The organism is Cellulomonas sp. plas2 (assembly GCF_057221735.1).
Genome location: NZ_CM170155.1, coordinates 1,854,039 through 1,869,482, shown reverse-complemented (window position 1 = coordinate 1,869,482; position 15,444 = coordinate 1,854,039). Strand labels below are relative to the sequence as shown.

Sequence of the window (15,444 nt, the reverse complement as noted above, 5' to 3'; positions counted from 1 at the left end):
GGGGCTGGCACGTCCTCGCAGGGACGCGTCGGCGTCGATCGTATCGGCGTGGCGGTGCGGCCCGGGCGCGCCGGTCAGCGGTGCGGCGGGCCGATCGTCGTGACGACGCGCGTGACGCTCGGCCGGCGCGGCGTGGACGAGAAGCCGAACCGCACGGGCGGGTCGACGTCCGCGAGCCGCCCGAGAGGGACGCCCTCCCAGGACCCGTCGAGCGCGACGAGGGCGTGCTGGTCGAGGGCGCCGTACCACTCGGTGCGCCCGCCGGACACGCCGCGCGTCCGCACCCCGGGCAGCACACGCCGGGCGACGGGGTCGACCGCCGTCGCGAACGCCGTCGAGGCCGCGACGGCCGGCGGGACGAGGCGCAGCAGCGTGCCCAGCGCGGTCCTCTCCCCCACGGTCAGCGCGAGCTGCAGGGGTCCGGCGTCGAGGGTCCACGTGCGGCGGACCGGGTCCGTCCGGACGCGCACGGGCGTGCGGACGACCTCGTCGAACCCGTAGACGCCCGCGACGACCTCGCGCACGTCGTCCCGCGGCACGACGAGGGTCCGCCGCCCGGCGGCGTCCTCGACCATCGCGTCGGCGAAGGACCCCAGCGGCGTGCGCAGCCAGCGGCCGACGACGACGCGCACGCCCGACGTGCTGCCCATCCCGGCGATGTGCCCGGCGAACCGCCGGCGACCCTCGGATGCGTCCACCCGCGCGAGGCTAGCCCCGGTTGCCGACGGGCACGCCCCGGGCCACGGTCGGTGCATGCACACCACCGCCGACGGTCCAGCCCGCGCCGTCCCCCTCGCCGCCCGTGCCCGCGCCGCCCGTCCTGCGAGAGGGCGCTCGGGCGAGGCGCGGTCCGGCCCGGGGTCGTGGGGCGTGCTCGGCGGCCTGATCGCCCTCAACCTCCTCGTCGGGGGCCTCGGCGGCGCCTCGACGCAGGGTGCCGTCGACGGCTGGTACGCCGACGCCCAGAAGGTGGCCTGGAACCCGCCGAACGAGGTCTTCGGGCCGGTGTGGTCCTTCCTGTACGTCTCGATGGCCGTGGCGGCGTGGCTCGTGTGGCGGCGGTCGGGCTTCGCGGACGCGAAGGGCGCGTGGACGCTCTACGGCGCGCAGCTCGCCCTCAACGCCGCGTGGACGCCCGTGTTCTTCAACGGCCGCTTGCCGTGGGTCGCGCTGGCGATCATCGTGGCGCTGACCGTGCTCATCGCCGCGACCATCGCCGCGTTCCGTCGGCACAGCACGCCGGCCGCCTGGCTGCTCGTGCCGTACCTGGCGTGGGTCGCCTACGCCACGACCCTCAACGCGGGCATCGCCGTCCTCAACTGACGTCAGGCGCCGGACCGGCCGGCACCACGCGCGGGTGCAGGTCCTCCGCCGGCGGCGACCACACGGCGGCGTCCGCGGGGACCTGCTCCCCCGAGCGGATGTCCTTGACCTCGTCGGCGGCGCCCCCGGTGCCCGGGAACCAGACGAAGGGGATGCCCCTCCGGTCGGCGTGCCGGATCTGCTTGCCGAACTTCGCGGCGCTCGGGGCCACCTCGACCGGGATGCCGCGGGCGCGCAGCGCGCCCGCCACGGTCTCGGAGCGCTCCCGCTGCTCCTCCTCCGCCACCGCGACGAGCACGGCCGTCGGCACCCCGCGCGTCGCGCGCACCAGCCCGGCCGACAGCAGTCGGCTCACCAGCCGCGAGACGCCGACCGACAGCCCGACGCCGGGATAGGTCGTCGCCCCGTCGGAGGCGAGGGTGTCGTAGCGGCCGCCCGAGCACACGGACCCCAGCGCCTCGTGGCCGACGAGCACCGTCTCGTAGACCGACCCGGTGTAGTAGTCGAGCCCGCGCGCGATCTTGAGGTCCGCCACCACGACGCCGGGTGCGCGCCGGGCCGCGGCGGTGACGAGCGCGCCCAGCTCTGCGAGGCCCTCGTCGAGCAGCTCCGAGACGACGCCGTGCCGGGCCGCCAGCGCGCGCACCTCGTCGACCACGCCCGCGTCGGAGCCGTGCACCGCCGCGAGCTCCAGGCACGCGCGCGCCTGCACCTCGTCGGCCCCCGCCTCCGCGACGAGCAGCGCGGCCACCGCGTCGGGGCCGATCTTGTCCAGCTTGTCGATGCTGCGCAGGACGGCCTCGACGTCGTCCAGGCCCAGCCCTCGGTAGAAGCCCTCGGCGACCTTGCGGTTGTTGACGAGGATGCGCACGGGCGGCACGCCGACCTCGGCGAGCGCCGCGAACGCCGCCGCGATGACCAGCGGCAGCTCCACCTCGTAGTGGTACGGCAGTGACCCGGCGCCGACGACGTCGATGTCCGCCTGGACGAACTCCCGGAAGCGGCCGTCCTGGGGACGCTCCCCGCGCCACACCTTCTGCACCTGGTACCGGCGGAACGGGAAGGCGAGCTTCCCGGCGTTCTCCAGCACGTACCGCGCGAAGGGGACGGTGAGGTCGAAGTGCAGGCCGAGGCGGCCCTCCCGCGACGCGGCGGCGTCGGCGTCGGTCTCCTGCAGCCGGCCCAGCACGTAGACCTCCTTCGAGGTCTCCCCCTTGCGCAGGAGCTGCTCCAGCGGCTCGACCGCGCGGGTCTCGATGCCCGCGAACCCGTGCAGCTCGAAGGTCCGGCGCAGGGTGGCGAGGACGTGCTGCTCGACGACGCGGTCCTGCGGGAGCCACTCGGGGAAGCCGGACAGAGGGGTGGGGCGGGCCATGGCGGACATCGTGGCAGACGCGCCGCGACGCCCGTGACCGGCGTCGGCCCGGCGACCCGTCGTCCGCAGCCGACCTGCGGCCGGGGCTCAGCGCGGGGGCGCCGGGGAGGGCGCCAGGTAGGGGTTGGTCGCGAGCTCGGCCGCCACCGTGCTCGTCGGGCCGTGCCCGGGCACGACGAGCGTCGCCGGGTCGAGCGTCGCGACGACCTCGCGCAGCGTGCGTGCCATCGTCGCCCCGTCGCCGCCCGGCAGGTCCGTGCGGCCCACGGACCCCGCGAAGAGGACGTCGCCGGTGAGCGCGACAGGGACGGTCGTCGGGCTCCTGTCGCCCCCGACCCCGTCGTTCACCCGGTCGCCCCGCCCGACGAGCGCGTCGAGCAGCAGGAGCGTCGACCCCTGCGTGTGACCCGGCGCGTGGCGGGCGACGAGGTGCACGCCGCCGAAGGCGAGCGCGAGGTCCGGCGCGGTGGCGAGCGCGAGGTCCGGCGCGGTGGCGGGCGCGGTGACCGGCGACCTCACGCCGCCGGCCGTTCCGAACGTCTCCACGCGCTCCGGGCGGCGGTAGTCGGCGGGGTCGACGCCCGCGGCGCGCAGGGCGCCGGCGAGCGGGCCGTCGCCGGCGTGCGCCGCGTGCCCGAGGACGCCCAGGGTGCCGAAGGGGTCGTCGAGCCGGTAGGCGTCGGCGGCGTGCAGGACGACGGGCACGTCCCAGGTGCGGGACAGCTCACCCGCGCCCCAGGTGTGGTCCACGTGCCCGTGGGTGGCCAGCACCGCCTGCGGCGTCCAGCCCCGGTCCGCGACGACCCGCGCCACCCGGTCCGCGACGCCCGCGCCGACGTCCACCGCGACGCAGCTCCCGTCCTCGGCGACGAGCAGCACGCAGCGGGCGCCGAGCACGGGGGCGACGAGCTCGAGGAGGCGCAGACCCGGCACGCACCGCACGCTACCCGGAGGGGTGCGGCCCCCGCCCTCTGCCTAGACTGTCGCCGGTTCGCCCGTGCGGGTGGCCCGGGCCCCCGGGACGCTGACGCACGCCGACGCGAGGAGAGGGTGCGTGTCCAGGGAGCGTGAGCGGGCGTACGAGCGCCGCCGGTACGAGGAGTGGCAGCGCCGCCGGTCGGCGGCCCAGGCCCGCCGTCGGCGGCTGCAGCAGGGCATCGCCCTCGGGGGCGTCGGCGTCCTCGTGCTCGCCGCGCTGGTCGCCACCGTCCTCGTGCTCAACCGCGAGGACGCGACGACCGCGGACCCGGGCACCGTCCCGACCGACCCCGCCGCCAGCGCGCCGGCCGACCCCGGCGCCACGTCGTCCGCCGCCGTCCCCGACCCGGCGCTCGCCGAGAACCGCACCTGGACGGGCTCGATCGCGCTGACGCAGGGCACCGTCGACGTCGAGCTGTACGGGGCCGAGGCGCCCCAGGCCGTCGCCAACTTCGTCACGCTCGCGCAGCAGGGCTTCTTCGACGGGACGCGGTGCCACCGCCTCGTGACGTCGGGCATCCACGTCCTGCAGTGCGGGGACCCCACCGCCACCGGCTCGGGCGGCCCGGGCTACTCGTGGGGCCCGATCGAGAACGCCCCCGCCGATGACGTCTACCCGGCCGGCACCATCGCCATGGCCCGCGTCGGTGGCGACGCCGCGTCCATGGGCAGCCAGTTCTTCCTCGTGTACGAGGACTCGCAGATCCCGTCCGACGCGGCGGGTGGTTACACCGTGTTCGGCCGCATCACGTCCGGTCTGGACGTCGTGCAGGCCATCGCCGACGCGGGCACCACGGAGGGGACCGAGTCCCCGGTGTCCGACGTCATCATCCAGAAGGTGGAGACCCAGTGACCGAGACCCCTGCCCCCGTACCCACGGGCCGCGACGACGCGGCGGACGGCACGGCCCCGGAGGCGGCCTCGAGCGACGTGACGGTCGACGCGACCGTGGACGTCACCGGGGACGCCACCGGGGACGCCACCGAGGAGGTCGTCGAGGACGTCACGGACAGCGTGGCGCCCGACGTCGTCGAGGCCGGCACCACCACGGGGTCCGAGGACGCGGTGACGGCACCGGCCAGCACGGGGACGGACGAGGGCAGCGCGACCCTCGACGCCGCCGAGGACGCGCCGGCGCCCGACGCGGGGTCCGCGGCGGAGGCGGCAGCCGCCACCGAGGTCGAGACCGCTCCTGCGGGCGGGACCGCGCCCGACGCCGGGACCGAGACCGCGACCGAGGGCGAGACCGCGACCGACGGCGGGACGGCGCTCGACGCGGGGACCGCGCTCGACGCCGCCGAGCCCGAGGCCGCCGGGACCGTCGACGAGGGGACGTCGGAGGCGCCCGCCGCCGGTGCCCCCGCACCGGCCCCACGGCGCCCCGCGCCCGGCCCGCGGCCGACGCCCGGCGGCGTGCGGCCCCGTCCGCCGCGTCCGGGGGCCCCGCGCCCGGCGCCCGCCGCGGCGGCCGCGCCGGTCGCTCCGCCGGTTGACCCGCAGCTGGCGATCGAGGCGGCCGCGTTCGGCCGCGTCGACGCCGACGGCACCGTGTACGTCCGCGAGGGCGAGGGCGAGCGGGCCGTGGGGCAGTTCGAGGGGTCGGCCGAGGACGCGCTCGCGCTCTACGTCCGCCGCTACCTGGACCTCGTCGCCAAGCTGACCCTCGTCGAGGCGCGGATCGCGGGCACGGACCTGCCGGTCAAGGAGATCGACGCCCAGCTCGCGGGCATCACCGAGGACCTCGCCGAGCCGTCGGCCGTGGGTCACCTCGACGCCCTGCGGGCCCGGCTCGCCCCGCTGCGTGAGCTGGCCTCCGCGCGGCGCGCCACCGTCGAGGCCGAGCGCGCCGCCGCCCGCGCCGCGGCGCTGGAGGCCCGCACGGCCATCGTCGAGGCGGCCGAGAAGATCGCCGCCACCGACCCCTCGCGCATGCAGTGGCGTCCGGCTGGCGAGCAGCTGCGCCAGCTCCTCGACCGCTGGAAGGAGAGCCAGCGCGGGGGCGCCCGGCTGGACCGCGCGACGGAGGAGCAGCTCTGGAAGCGGTTCTCCCACGCCCGCACGGCGTTCGACCGCGAGCGGCGCCACTTCTTCGCCGAGCTCGAGCAGCGCAACACGTCGGCGAAGACGGCGAAGGAGGGCCTGGTCTCCGAGGCCGAGCGCCTGAGCTCGAGCACGGACTGGGGCGCCACGGCCGCCGCGTACCGCGACCTCATGACCCGCTGGAAGGCGGCCGGCCGCGCCAGCCGCTCCGACGACGACGCGCTGTGGGCCCGCTTCCGCGCCGCCCAGGACGCGTTCTTCGCCGCCCGGGACGCGCAGAACGCGCAGACCGACGAGGAGTTCCGCGGCAACCTGCAGGTCAAGGAGGCGCTGCTCGTCGAGGCCGAGGCGCTCGTCCCGGTGCGCGACCTCAACGCCGCGAAGTCGGCGCTGCGGTCGGTCCAGGAGCGCTGGGAGGCGGCCGGCAAGGTGCCCCGCGGCGACCTCCAGCGCGTCGAGGGGCGGCTGCGGGCCGTCGAGACGGCGGTGCGCGAGGCGGAGCAGTCGCAGTGGCGCCGGACGAACCCCGAGACGCGCGCCCGCGCGGAGGGGGCGGCGGCGCAGCTCGAGGCCGCCATCGCCGGCCTCGAGGACGAGCTCGCGGCGGCGCAGGCCAAGGGCGACGCGCGCAAGGTCCGCGAGGCGCAGGCGGCACTGGACGCGCGCCGGTCCTGGCTCGAGCAGGTCGAGCGCGCGGCCCGGGACGCCCGGGGCTGACGACCCGTCCCCGGCCACTGCGACGGCCCCCGTGTCCACAGGCACGGGGGCCGTCGCCGTCGTCGGCCCGGTGGGACGGCAGGCTGCCGTCGTGCCCTCCTCGCCCGGCCGCCCGACCGGTCCCGCCGCCCCCGCGTCCTGCGCTCGTCGCGACGGCGCCCTGTCGTGGGCGGACGCGCGGCGCGGCCTGCCGGGGCTCGTGGGCCCCGAGCACGTGGGCGGACGGGCGGCGCTCGCCACGCTCGTGCGCTCCGGGGCCCTCGTCGTCGTCCGGGACGAGGTGACGGCGGCGCCCGCCGTGGCGCACCTGCCGGTGGTGCGGGCCCGGGCCGTGGCGCACCTCGTGCCGCCGCGCGGCGTGGTGGGGCGCGCATCTGCGGCATGGGTGCACGCCGGCGGTCCGGCGGCGGTGCCGCTCGAGGTGCTCGTGCCGACCGGCACCGCGCGGCCGCGGGCGCGGGCGGGGGTGGTCGGGCACGAGGCGGAGCTGCGGCCCGAGGACGTCGTGACGGTGGCCGGCGTGCCCGTGACGACCCCGGCCCGCACGGCGCTCGACGTGGCGCGCACGTGCACCGCACCGGCGGTGCACCGGCTGCTCAGCGCGCTCGCCCGCGCGGGCGTCGACCTCGGCGCGGTCCTCGCGCGGCTCGGCGACCGGCCCGGCGGCCGCGGCGTCCGCCAGGCGCGCGCCGTCCTCGCCGCCCACCTGGCGGACGGTGCCGACCGGTGACCCGCGACCGGTCGTCAGGCGCGGATGGCGGGCTCCTCGGCGGCGCGGGACCCCGTGATGCGGTAGACGTCGAAGACGCCCTCGACCTTGCGGACCGCGGCGAGCACGGAGGCCAGGTGGGAGGGCTCGGCCATCTCGAAGACGAAGCGGGACAGCGCCAGCCGCTCGCGCGACGTCGAGACCGACGCCGACAGGATGTTGACGTGGTGGTCCGACAGGACGCGGGTGACGTCGGACAGCAGGCGCGCACGGTCCAGGGCCTCGACCTGGATCTGGACGAGGAACACCCCCGACCCGTGCTGGCTCCACGCCACGTCCACCAGCCGCTCCGGCTCGGACCGCAGCGCGTTCACGTTCACGCAGTCCGACCGGTGCACGCTGACGCCGGCGCCGCGCGTGACGAACCCGACGATGTCGTCGCCCGGGACGGGCGTGCAGCACTTGGCCAGCTTGACCCAGACGTCCCCGACGCCCTTGACGACGACCCCCGGGTCGCCGGTGCGCACCCGCCGCGTCTGCGTCCCGGGCCGCGTCGCCTCGGCGAGGTCCTCCTCGTTCGCCGTCTCCCCGCCGAGGGAGTGCACGAGGCGCTGCACGACGCTGACCGCGGAGACCTGGCCCTCGCCGATGGCGGCGTAGAGGGCCGCCACGTCGGGGTAGCGCATCTCGGCGGCGAGCGCGACGAGCGACTCGTGCGACAGGAGCCGCTGGATCGGCAGGTTCTGCTTGCGCATCGCCTTGGCGATGCCGTCCTTGCCGAGCTCGATGGCCTCCTCGCGGCGCTCCTTGGAGAACCACTGACGGATCTTGTTGCGCGCCCGGGGGCTCTTGACGAAGCCCAGCCAGTCACGGGACGGGCCGGCCGTCTCGGACTTGGACGTGAAGACCTCGACGACGTCGCCGTTCTCCAGCGCCGAGTCCAGCGGCACGAGGCGACCGTTGACGCGGGCGCCCATCGTCCGGTGGCCCACCTGGGTGTGCACCGCGTAGGCGAAGTCCACGGGGGTCGACCCCGAGGGCAGCGCCATGACGTCGCCCTTGGGCGTGAAGACGTAGACCTCGGAGCCGGCGATCTCGAACCGCAGGGAGTCGAGGAACTCCGTGGGGTCGGCCGTCTCCTTCTGCCAGTCGACGAGCTGACGCAGCCACGTCATGTCGTTGCCGGCCGGCTCGTCCTGGCCGCTCTTGGCGTTCTCCTTGTACTTCCAGTGCGCGGCCACGCCGTACTCCGCGCGGCGGTGCATGTCGTGCGTGCGGATCTGGATCTCGACGGGCTTGCCCTCGGGCCCGATGACGGTCGTGTGCAACGACTGGTACAGGTTGAACTTGGGCATCGCGATGTAGTCCTTGAACCGGCCGGGGACCGGGTTCCACCGTGCGTGCAGCGCACCGAGCGCCGCGTAGCAGTCGCGCAGCGTGTCCACCAGGACGCGCACGCCGACGAGGTCGTAGATGTCCGTGAAGTCGCGCCCCCGGACGATCATCTTCTGGTAGATCGAGTAGTAGTGCTTGGGCCGGCCCGTGACCGTCGCCCGGATCTTCGCGGCGCGCAGGTCCGCGGACACCTGCTCGCGGACGGTCCCGAGGTACTCCTCGCGCGCGGGCGCCCGCTCGGCGACGAGGTGCACGATCTCGTCGTACACCTTGGGGTAGAGCGTGGCGAAGGACAGGTCCTCGAGCTCCCACTTGATGGTGTTCATCCCGAGGCGGTGCGCGAGGGGCGCGTAGATCTCGAGCGTCTCGCGCGCCTTGCGCTCCGCCGAGGACGAGGCGACGAACTTCCACGTGCGGGCGTTGTGCAGGCGGTCGGCGAGCTTGATGACGAGCACGCGGATGTCGCGCGACATCGCGACGACCATCTTGCGCACGGTCTCGGCCTGCGCCGCGTCGCCGTAGGTGACCTTGTCGAGCTTGGTCACCCCGTCGACGAGCATGGCGACCTCGGGGCCGAACTCCCGGCGGAGCTGGTCGAGCGAGTACTCCGTGTCCTCGACCGTGTCGTGCAGGAGGGCGGCGGCCAGGGTCGAGGGCGTCATCCCGAGCTCGGCCAGGATCGTCGCCACGGCGACGGGGTGCGTGATGTAGGGATCGCCGCTCTTGCGCAGCTGGCCGCGGTGCGCCCGCTCGGCGACGACGTAGGCACGCTCGACGACGGACAGGTCCGCCTTCGGGTGGTTGGTGCGCACGGCCTGCAGGACCGGCTCGAGCGCGGGGTACGTCGCGCCGCGGGCGGTCAGGCGGCCGAGGCGGGACCGGACGCGCGAGGGTACGCCGGCACCGTCGCCGCCCGCCGCCCCGGACGACGAGCCCGACGACGACCCCGCCGCGGCGCCCGCGACCGTCCCGGTCGTGCGCAGGTCCTCGACCACCGGCGTCCCTCCCCTCGTCCGCGACCGCTCGTGCCGCGCGGGGTCCACGCCGTCGGCGCCCGGGCCGGCGCGGCGCCGCCCGTCCGCGTGAGTCTACGACCGCCCGGTCAGGCGGGCGTCAGCAGGGCGTCCACCCGGTGCCCGCCCAGCCGGGCGCGTCCGCCCAGGGCCGTCAGCTCGACGAGCACGCTGAGACCCACGACGTCGGCACCGGCGCGCTCGAGCAGCCGGACGGTCGCCGCGGCCGTCCCCCCGGTGGCGAGGACGTCGTCGACCACGAGGACCCGGGCGCCGGCGGGCACCGTGTCGGGGTGCACCTCCAGGGTCGCCGTCCCGTACTCGAGGTCGTAGGTCTCGGCGAGCGAGGGCCCCGGCAGCTTGCCGGCCTTGCGCACCGGGACGAGCCCCGCGCCGAGGGCCGTCGCGAGCGGTGCGGCGAGCAGGAAGCCGCGCGCCTCCATGCCGGCGACGAGGTCGACCTCGCCGGCCGCCGCCGCCATCGCGGCCACGACGTCGGCGAAGGTCGCGGCGTCGGCCAGCAGCGGCGTGATGTCGCGGAACAGCACCCCCGGCTGCGGGAAGTCCGGGACGAGGCGGACGAGCGCCTCGACGCGGGCGACGAGAGCCGGTTCCGCCGTCACCGGCGGCCCTTGCGGCGAGGCTGGGCCGTGGTCCCCCGGTGCTGACCGGGACGCAGGGCCCCCACGGTCGGCGCCACCGGACGCGCGCTGCGACCCACGGGCAGCGCGTCGGACCCGTCGGTCGCGGACGCGGACGGGTCCGCGGACGTGGTCGGGACCGTCGCACCCTCGGGGCGTGCACCCGACGCGGCGGCACGCGCCGCCAGCACGCGCTCGCGCTGACGCTGCTGCTGCGGCTCCCGTTCCCGCAGAGCCACCTCCAGCGGCGTGGCGAGGAAGATCGACGAGTACGTGCCGACGAGCATGCCGACGAAGAGCGCGAGCGCGATGTCGCGGAGCGTCCCGGCGCCGAGGATGAACGCGCCGACGAAGAGGATCGCCGCCACCGGCAGCAGCGCGACCACCGACGTGTTGATGGAGCGCACGAGGGTCTGGTTCACCGCGAGGTTCGCCTTCTCCCCGTAGGTGTACCGGGACTGGTCGAGCGTGTCCGCGGTGTTCTCGCGCACCTTGTCGAAGACGACGACGGTGTCGTAGATGGAGTACCCGAGGATCGTGAGGAACCCGATGACCGTGGCCGGCGTGACCTCCCAGCCGACCGCCGCGTAGATCCCGACGGTGATGAGCAGGTCGTGGAACAGCGCGACGAGCGCCGCGACCGCCATCCGCCAGTTGCGGAAGTACGCCGTCATGACCAGCGACACGAGCGCGAGGAACACGACGATGCCGATGATCGCGCGCTGGGACACGTCCTGGCCCCAGGTCGGACCGATGAAGGAGCTGGTGACGTCGTCCGCCGTGACGTCGTAGGCCTCCGCCAGGGCGTCGCGCACCTCCGCGACCTCGGTGTCCGACAGGCGGGCGGTCTGCACCCGGAGGGAGTCGCCGCCGATCGTCGTCACCCGCGGGGACTCCTCGGGGGAGATCCCCTGCACCGCGTCGATCGCCGTCTGCTGCTCCAGCGAGGCGGGCCCGGTGACCACGAACTCCGAGCCGCCGCGGAACTCGATGCCGGGGTTGAGGCCGGGGGCCACGAGCAGCACGGCCGACACGACCGACAGCAGCAGGCTCGCGCCGAAGAAGTACCTGCGCCGCCCGACGATGTCGTAGGAGCGCCGGCCCGCGTACAGGTCGTTGCCCCACCGGGCGAGGTCGATGGCCATCAGCGGGTGCTCCCCTGCTCGTCGCGGCCGGTCAGGCCCGTGTCCTGCGTCGCCGCGTCCTGCGCCGCCGTCCCCGTCGAGGTGCCCGGCGCCGAGGTGCTGGACGCTGCCGTGCTCGTCGTCGACGTGCTCGTCGACGGGCCGTCGTCGTCGGTCGCCGCCTGCTGCGCGGCCCGCTGCGCGGCGCGACGCTGCGCGATCGTCAGGCCCTCCGCGCTCACCGCGGTGGCGCCGCCGCGGCGGGCGCCCGCCGCGACGGGGGCGCGCTCGTCGCCCAGGGAGGAGGCGTCGTCCGGCACGCCGACGGCGGGGCGGACCACCCGCCCGCGGCCCGCGTAGCGCGGCCCGGGGGCTCCGAGGCGCCGCGGGTCCAGCCCCGACAGCGGGTGCCCCGAGGAGAAGAAGCGCAGCCGGCTCATGAGCACGAGCGCCGGGTGCGTGAAGACGAACACGACGAGCAGGTCGATGAGCGTCGTGAGGCCGAGCGTGAAGGCGAAGCCGCGGACGCCGCCCACCGCGAGCAGGTAGAGCACGACGGCGGCGAGGAAGTTCACCGCGTCGGAGGCGAGGATCGTGCGCTTGGCGCGGTCCCACGCGCGGTCCACGGCGGCCTCGAGGGTGCGGCCCTCGCGCAGCTCGTCGCGGATGCGCTCGAAGTAGACGATGAAGGAGTCGGCCGTGATGCCGATCGCCACGATGAGACCGGCGACGCCCGGGAGCGACAGGCGGTAGCCCTGCGTCCACGACAGCAGGGTGATGACCCCGTAGGTGAGGACCGCGGCGACGACGAGGGACCCGACCGTCAGCAGGCCCAGCGCCCGGTACTGCACGAGGGAGTACACGACGACGAGCACGAGGCCGATGAGACCGGCGAGCAGGCCGCGCTGCAGCTGCTCGGAACCGAGCGTGGCCGAGATCTGCTCCTGGCTCTGCACCTCGAAGGTCAGCGGCAGGGCGCCGAAGTTGAGCTGGTTGGCCAGCGTCGCCGCGCTCTCGCGGGTGAAACCGCCGGAGATCTCGGCCTGCCCGTTGGGGATGGGCTCGTTGATCGAGGGCGCCTGCACGACGAGGCCGTCGAGCACGATGGCGAACTGGTTCTGCGGCGGGGTCAGCGAGACGAGGCGCTCCGTCGTCGCCGCGAACTCCCGCGTCCCCTGACCCGTGAAGTCGAGGGTGACGACCCACTCGTTCGTCGTCGCGCCGGTGCTGGTCGTGCGCAGGCCCGAGCTGGCGGAGTCGATCTCCGTGCCCTCGACCTCGACGGGGCCGAGCACGTACTTCACCGTGCCGTCCTGGGCACAGGTGACGACCGCGGCGTCGGCGGCGCCGTTGACGCCGCCCGTGAGGTTCTCAGGCAGCGTGCAGTCGAGCGCCTCGTAGGCGGCCTGGACCTCGGGGGTCAGGTAGAAGGCGGCGTCGCTGGGCGAGGTCGGGCCGGCGTCCGTCGCGGGCGGGGTGGCCGCCGCCGACGGGTCGACCGCGGGGTCGGAAGCGGCAGGGTCGGTCGCGGGGTCGGTCGCGGGGTCGGTCGCCGCCGGGTCCGGCGCGGGCTCGGTCGCCGTGGCGACGGCCTCGGAGGACAGCGTCGTGCCCTCGGCGGCCTGCGTCGTCTCGACGACGGGCGCGCCCGCACCTTCCGTCGCGGCACCCTCCGTCGCGGCACCCTCCGGCGCGGCACCCTCGGTCGCGGCACCCTCGGTCGCCGCCGGGTCGGTCCCCTCGGCCGTGCCGTCGCCGGCGTCCACGGACGACCCGGGCGTCGGCGTCGCCGCAGGGGTCTCCGTCGCCGTCACCGGCGTCGGGGCGCCGTAGGTGAGGACCGGCCGGAACTGCATCTGCGCGGAGGTCTTCACCAGGTCGAGCGTCGCGTCGTCGGGACGCCCCGGGAGGGCCACGACGATGTTGTTGCTGCCCTGGCTGGTGATCTCCGCCTCCGCCACGCCGGACGCGTCGACGCGCTGCCGGATGACGCCGATGGCCTGCTGGATGTCCTCCGAGGTCACCTCCGATCCGTCGGTGGTGACCGGCTGCAGGATGATCTGCGTACCGCCCTCGAGATCGAGCGCGAGCTGCGGCGTGAGCGTGGCGTCCGACCAGCGGGAACCGGCCAGGACGGTGCCGAGCAGGGCCACGACCAGCACCGCGAGGGTGACGAGGGTGCGGGCCGGGCGGCGCCGACGACGGGGAGGGGCCAACGGAGTTCTTCTCTCGTGCGCCGCCGCACGAGGCGGCGGGAGGGCTCCGGTGGACACCGGAGGGTTCCGGCCGGTGGTCGGCCGGACGGTGGTCTGTCTCTCTCTCGGTCCGGCGCGGCAGCCACGTGAGCGGTGCCGACCGGCGGGCGCCCCGAGGGGCGCCCGGGTCGATCAGCGGCGGGTGTCGTCGCCCCCGGTGGGCGTGGTGCCGGCGGTGCCGCCGAGCGTGCCCCCGACCGTGCCACCGACCGTGCCACCGAGCGTGCCCGGGGGCGGGGGCGGCGTGGCCGCGGTGGCTCCGCCGGTGCGGCGGCCCCCCGTCGCGCCGTCGAGCACCGGGTCCGTCGCGTCGGCGTCGTCGTACTCGTCGTCGTCGTACTCGTCCTCGTACTCGTCGGCGTCGTCCGTGGCGACCGGCGGGTCGACGCGCTTGGCGATCGCGGCGCGCAGCCAGCGCGACTCCTGGCCGGGCGTGGACTCGAGCGTGATGACGTCGTCCTCGACGGCGACGACCGTGCCGAAGAAGCCCGACCCGGTCATGACCTCGTCGCCCGGCGCCAGGTTGGACCGGAAGTTCGCCGCCTCCTTCTGCTGCTTGCGGGTGCCGCGGCTCATGAACCACAGCACACCGCCCATGAGGACGGCCAGGAGGATCAGTTCCACGAGGTGGTGCTCCGATCAGGGTCGACGTGGTCGGCCCGCAGTCTAGGCGCTGCGGACCCGCGCTCCCAACGACCCGGCGCCGCGCCCGGTTCCCCCGACGACGACGACGCACGCCCGTCACCGCCACGTCGAGGGGTGCGCGGGCACCGGATGCTCAGCCGAAGAGCGTGTCGCCGCCCGCCGACGGCGGGACCGGCAGGCCGAGGTGCGTCCAGGCCGGGGCGAGAGCCACCCGGCCCCGCGGGGTGCGGCCGACGAGGCCCTCCCGGACGAGGAACGGCTCGGCGACGGTCTCCACCGTCTCCGGCTCCTCCCCCACCGCGACGGCCAGCGTCGTGAGCCCGACCGGCCCCCCGCCGAACCGCAGGCACAGCGCCTCCAGCACCGAGCGGTCCAGCCGGTCCAGCCCGCGCTCGTCGACCTCGAAGACCGCCAGCGCCGCGCGCGCCGCCGCGAGGTCCAGCGAGCCGTCCCCGCGCACCTCGGCCCAGTCGCGCACGCGCCGCAGCAGCCGGTTGGCGATGCGGGGCGTGCCCCGGCTGCGGCCGGCGATCTCCGCCGCGGCCTCGGGTGCCAGGACCACCCCCAGCAGGCCTGCCGACCGCGTGAGGACCTGCTCGAGCTCGCCGGCGTCGTAGAAGTCGAGGTGGCCCGTGAAGCCGAAGCGGTCCCGCAGGGGCGCCGGCAGCAGGCCCGCGCGCGTCGTGGCACCGACGACCGTGAAGGGCGGCAGGGCCAGCGGGATCGCGCTGGCGCCCGCGCCCTTCCCGACGACCACGTCCACGCGGAAGTCCTCCATGGCGACGTAGAGCAGCTCCTCGGCCGGCCGCGCGAGGCGGTGGATCTCGTCGAGGAACAGCACCTCGCCCTCCTCGAGGGAGGACAGGACCGCCGCCAGGTCGCCGGCGTGCTGGATGGCCGGCCCGCTCGTGATGCGCAGCGACGTGCCGAGCTCGGCCGCGATGATCATCGCCAGCGTCGTCTTGCCCAGGCCGGGCGGGCCCGACAGCAGCACGTGGTCCGGCGCGCGGTCCCGCTGCCGCGCTGCCTGCAGCACGAGGGAGAGCTGGTCGCGCACGACCCGCTGCCCCACGAACTCGTCCAGCCGCCGCGGCCGCAGCGCCGCCTCGGCGGCGCGCTCGAGGTCGTCCGCGCCCGGTCGCACGAGCGAGGGCGCCGCGGGCGCGTCGTCGAGCAGACCGCGCGGGAGACCGTCCTCGAGCGCGCCGGGCCCGTCGTCCGCCAGCCCG

The 15,444-nt window shown here is 75.8% G+C and carries 13 protein-coding genes; 4 read left to right on the top strand and 9 right to left on the bottom strand.

The window, feature by feature from the left end; translation table 11 throughout:
- Window positions 1-74 precede the first annotated feature (74 nt).
- A complete protein-coding gene (locus tag AC2TDM_RS08355; protein ID WP_484636347.1) occupies window positions 75-698 on the bottom strand; it encodes a hypothetical protein in 624 nt (207 codons plus the stop codon).
- 55 nt (window positions 699-753) lie between these two features.
- Here AC2TDM_RS08355 and AC2TDM_RS08350 point away from each other — a divergent pair, with 55 nt between their 5' ends.
- Window positions 754-1,323 carry a TspO/MBR family protein gene (locus AC2TDM_RS08350; RefSeq protein ID WP_484636346.1) on the top strand — a complete coding sequence of 190 codons (570 nt, stop codon included), beginning with the start codon at window positions 754-756 and terminating at the stop codon, window positions 1,321-1,323.
- On the opposite strand, the gene hisS is transcribed toward AC2TDM_RS08350, so the two are convergent.
- Window positions 1,316-2,698, bottom strand: coding sequence for a histidine--tRNA ligase (hisS, locus tag AC2TDM_RS08345; RefSeq protein ID WP_484636345.1), 1,383 nt, complete (start codon window positions 2,696-2,698; stop codon window positions 1,316-1,318). The genes AC2TDM_RS08350 and hisS overlap by 8 nt on opposite strands.
- A gap of 87 nt (window positions 2,699-2,785) precedes the next feature.
- A complete protein-coding gene (locus tag AC2TDM_RS08340; RefSeq protein ID WP_484636344.1) occupies window positions 2,786-3,631 on the bottom strand; it encodes an MBL fold metallo-hydrolase in 846 nt (281 codons plus the stop codon).
- A gap of 121 nt (window positions 3,632-3,752) precedes the next feature.
- On the opposite strand from AC2TDM_RS08340, the gene AC2TDM_RS08335 reads away from it, so the two are divergent.
- From AC2TDM_RS08335 to AC2TDM_RS08325, 3 genes are all read left to right on the top strand, one after another.
- Window positions 3,753-4,529 (top strand): peptidylprolyl isomerase, encoded by a 777-nt coding sequence (locus AC2TDM_RS08335; RefSeq protein WP_090030873.1) that lies wholly within the window; start codon window positions 3,753-3,755, stop codon window positions 4,527-4,529.
- On the top strand, window positions 4,526-6,433 hold the full coding sequence (locus AC2TDM_RS08330; RefSeq protein WP_484636343.1) for a DUF349 domain-containing protein: 1,908 nt from the start codon (window positions 4,526-4,528) through the stop codon (window positions 6,431-6,433). Before AC2TDM_RS08335 ends, AC2TDM_RS08330 begins: the two co-directional genes overlap by 4 nt.
- 91 nt (window positions 6,434-6,524) lie before the next feature.
- Window positions 6,525-7,163, top strand: a complete 639-nt coding sequence (locus AC2TDM_RS08325) for a type IV toxin-antitoxin system AbiEi family antitoxin (protein ID WP_139224281.1) — start codon at window positions 6,525-6,527, stop codon at window positions 7,161-7,163.
- 14 nt (window positions 7,164-7,177) lie between these two features.
- Here the strand turns inward: AC2TDM_RS08325 and AC2TDM_RS08320 are convergent, their stop codons facing one another.
- The 6 genes from AC2TDM_RS08320 to ruvB form a co-directional block, all read right to left on the bottom strand.
- The gene (locus AC2TDM_RS08320; RefSeq protein ID WP_484636342.1) at window positions 7,178-9,532 is read right to left on the bottom strand and encodes a RelA/SpoT family protein; all 2,355 of its coding nucleotides are present in this window, start codon (window positions 9,530-9,532) and stop codon (window positions 7,178-7,180) included.
- A 107-nt stretch (window positions 9,533-9,639) separates the two neighbouring features.
- The gene (locus AC2TDM_RS08315) at window positions 9,640-10,173 is read right to left on the bottom strand and encodes an adenine phosphoribosyltransferase (RefSeq protein WP_484636341.1); all 534 of its coding nucleotides are present in this window, start codon (window positions 10,171-10,173) and stop codon (window positions 9,640-9,642) included.
- A complete protein-coding gene (gene secF, locus AC2TDM_RS08310) occupies window positions 10,170-11,336 on the bottom strand; it encodes a protein translocase subunit SecF (protein ID WP_090030868.1) in 1,167 nt (388 codons plus the stop codon). The genes AC2TDM_RS08315 and secF overlap by 4 nt, the downstream gene beginning before the upstream one ends.
- Window positions 11,336-13,531, bottom strand: a complete 2,196-nt coding sequence (gene secD, locus AC2TDM_RS08305) for a protein translocase subunit SecD (RefSeq protein WP_484636340.1) — start codon at window positions 13,529-13,531, stop codon at window positions 11,336-11,338. Before secD ends, secF begins: the two co-directional genes overlap by 1 nt.
- Before the next feature lie 171 nt (window positions 13,532-13,702).
- Complete coding sequence (yajC, locus tag AC2TDM_RS08300) at window positions 13,703-14,194, bottom strand: preprotein translocase subunit YajC (protein ID WP_484636339.1); 492 nt, start codon at window positions 14,192-14,194, stop codon at window positions 13,703-13,705.
- Between the two features lie 154 nt (window positions 14,195-14,348).
- Entirely contained in the window at window positions 14,349-15,392 is a 1,044-nt protein-coding gene (gene ruvB, locus AC2TDM_RS08295) for a Holliday junction branch migration DNA helicase RuvB (RefSeq protein WP_090030986.1), read from the bottom strand.
- Between the last annotated feature and the right edge of the window lie 52 nt (window positions 15,393-15,444).

Coding starts and splice junctions, on each gene's coding strand:
- hisS (WP_484636345.1), bottom strand. CDS start 2,698: ATGGCCCGCCCCACCCCTCTGTCCGGCTTCCCCGAGTGGCTCCCGCAG.
- secF (WP_090030868.1), bottom strand. CDS start 11,336: ATGGCCATCGACCTCGCCCGGTGGGGCAACGACCTGTACGCGGGCCGG.
- AC2TDM_RS08350 (WP_484636346.1), top strand. CDS start 754: ATGCACACCACCGCCGACGGTCCAGCCCGCGCCGTCCCCCTCGCCGCC.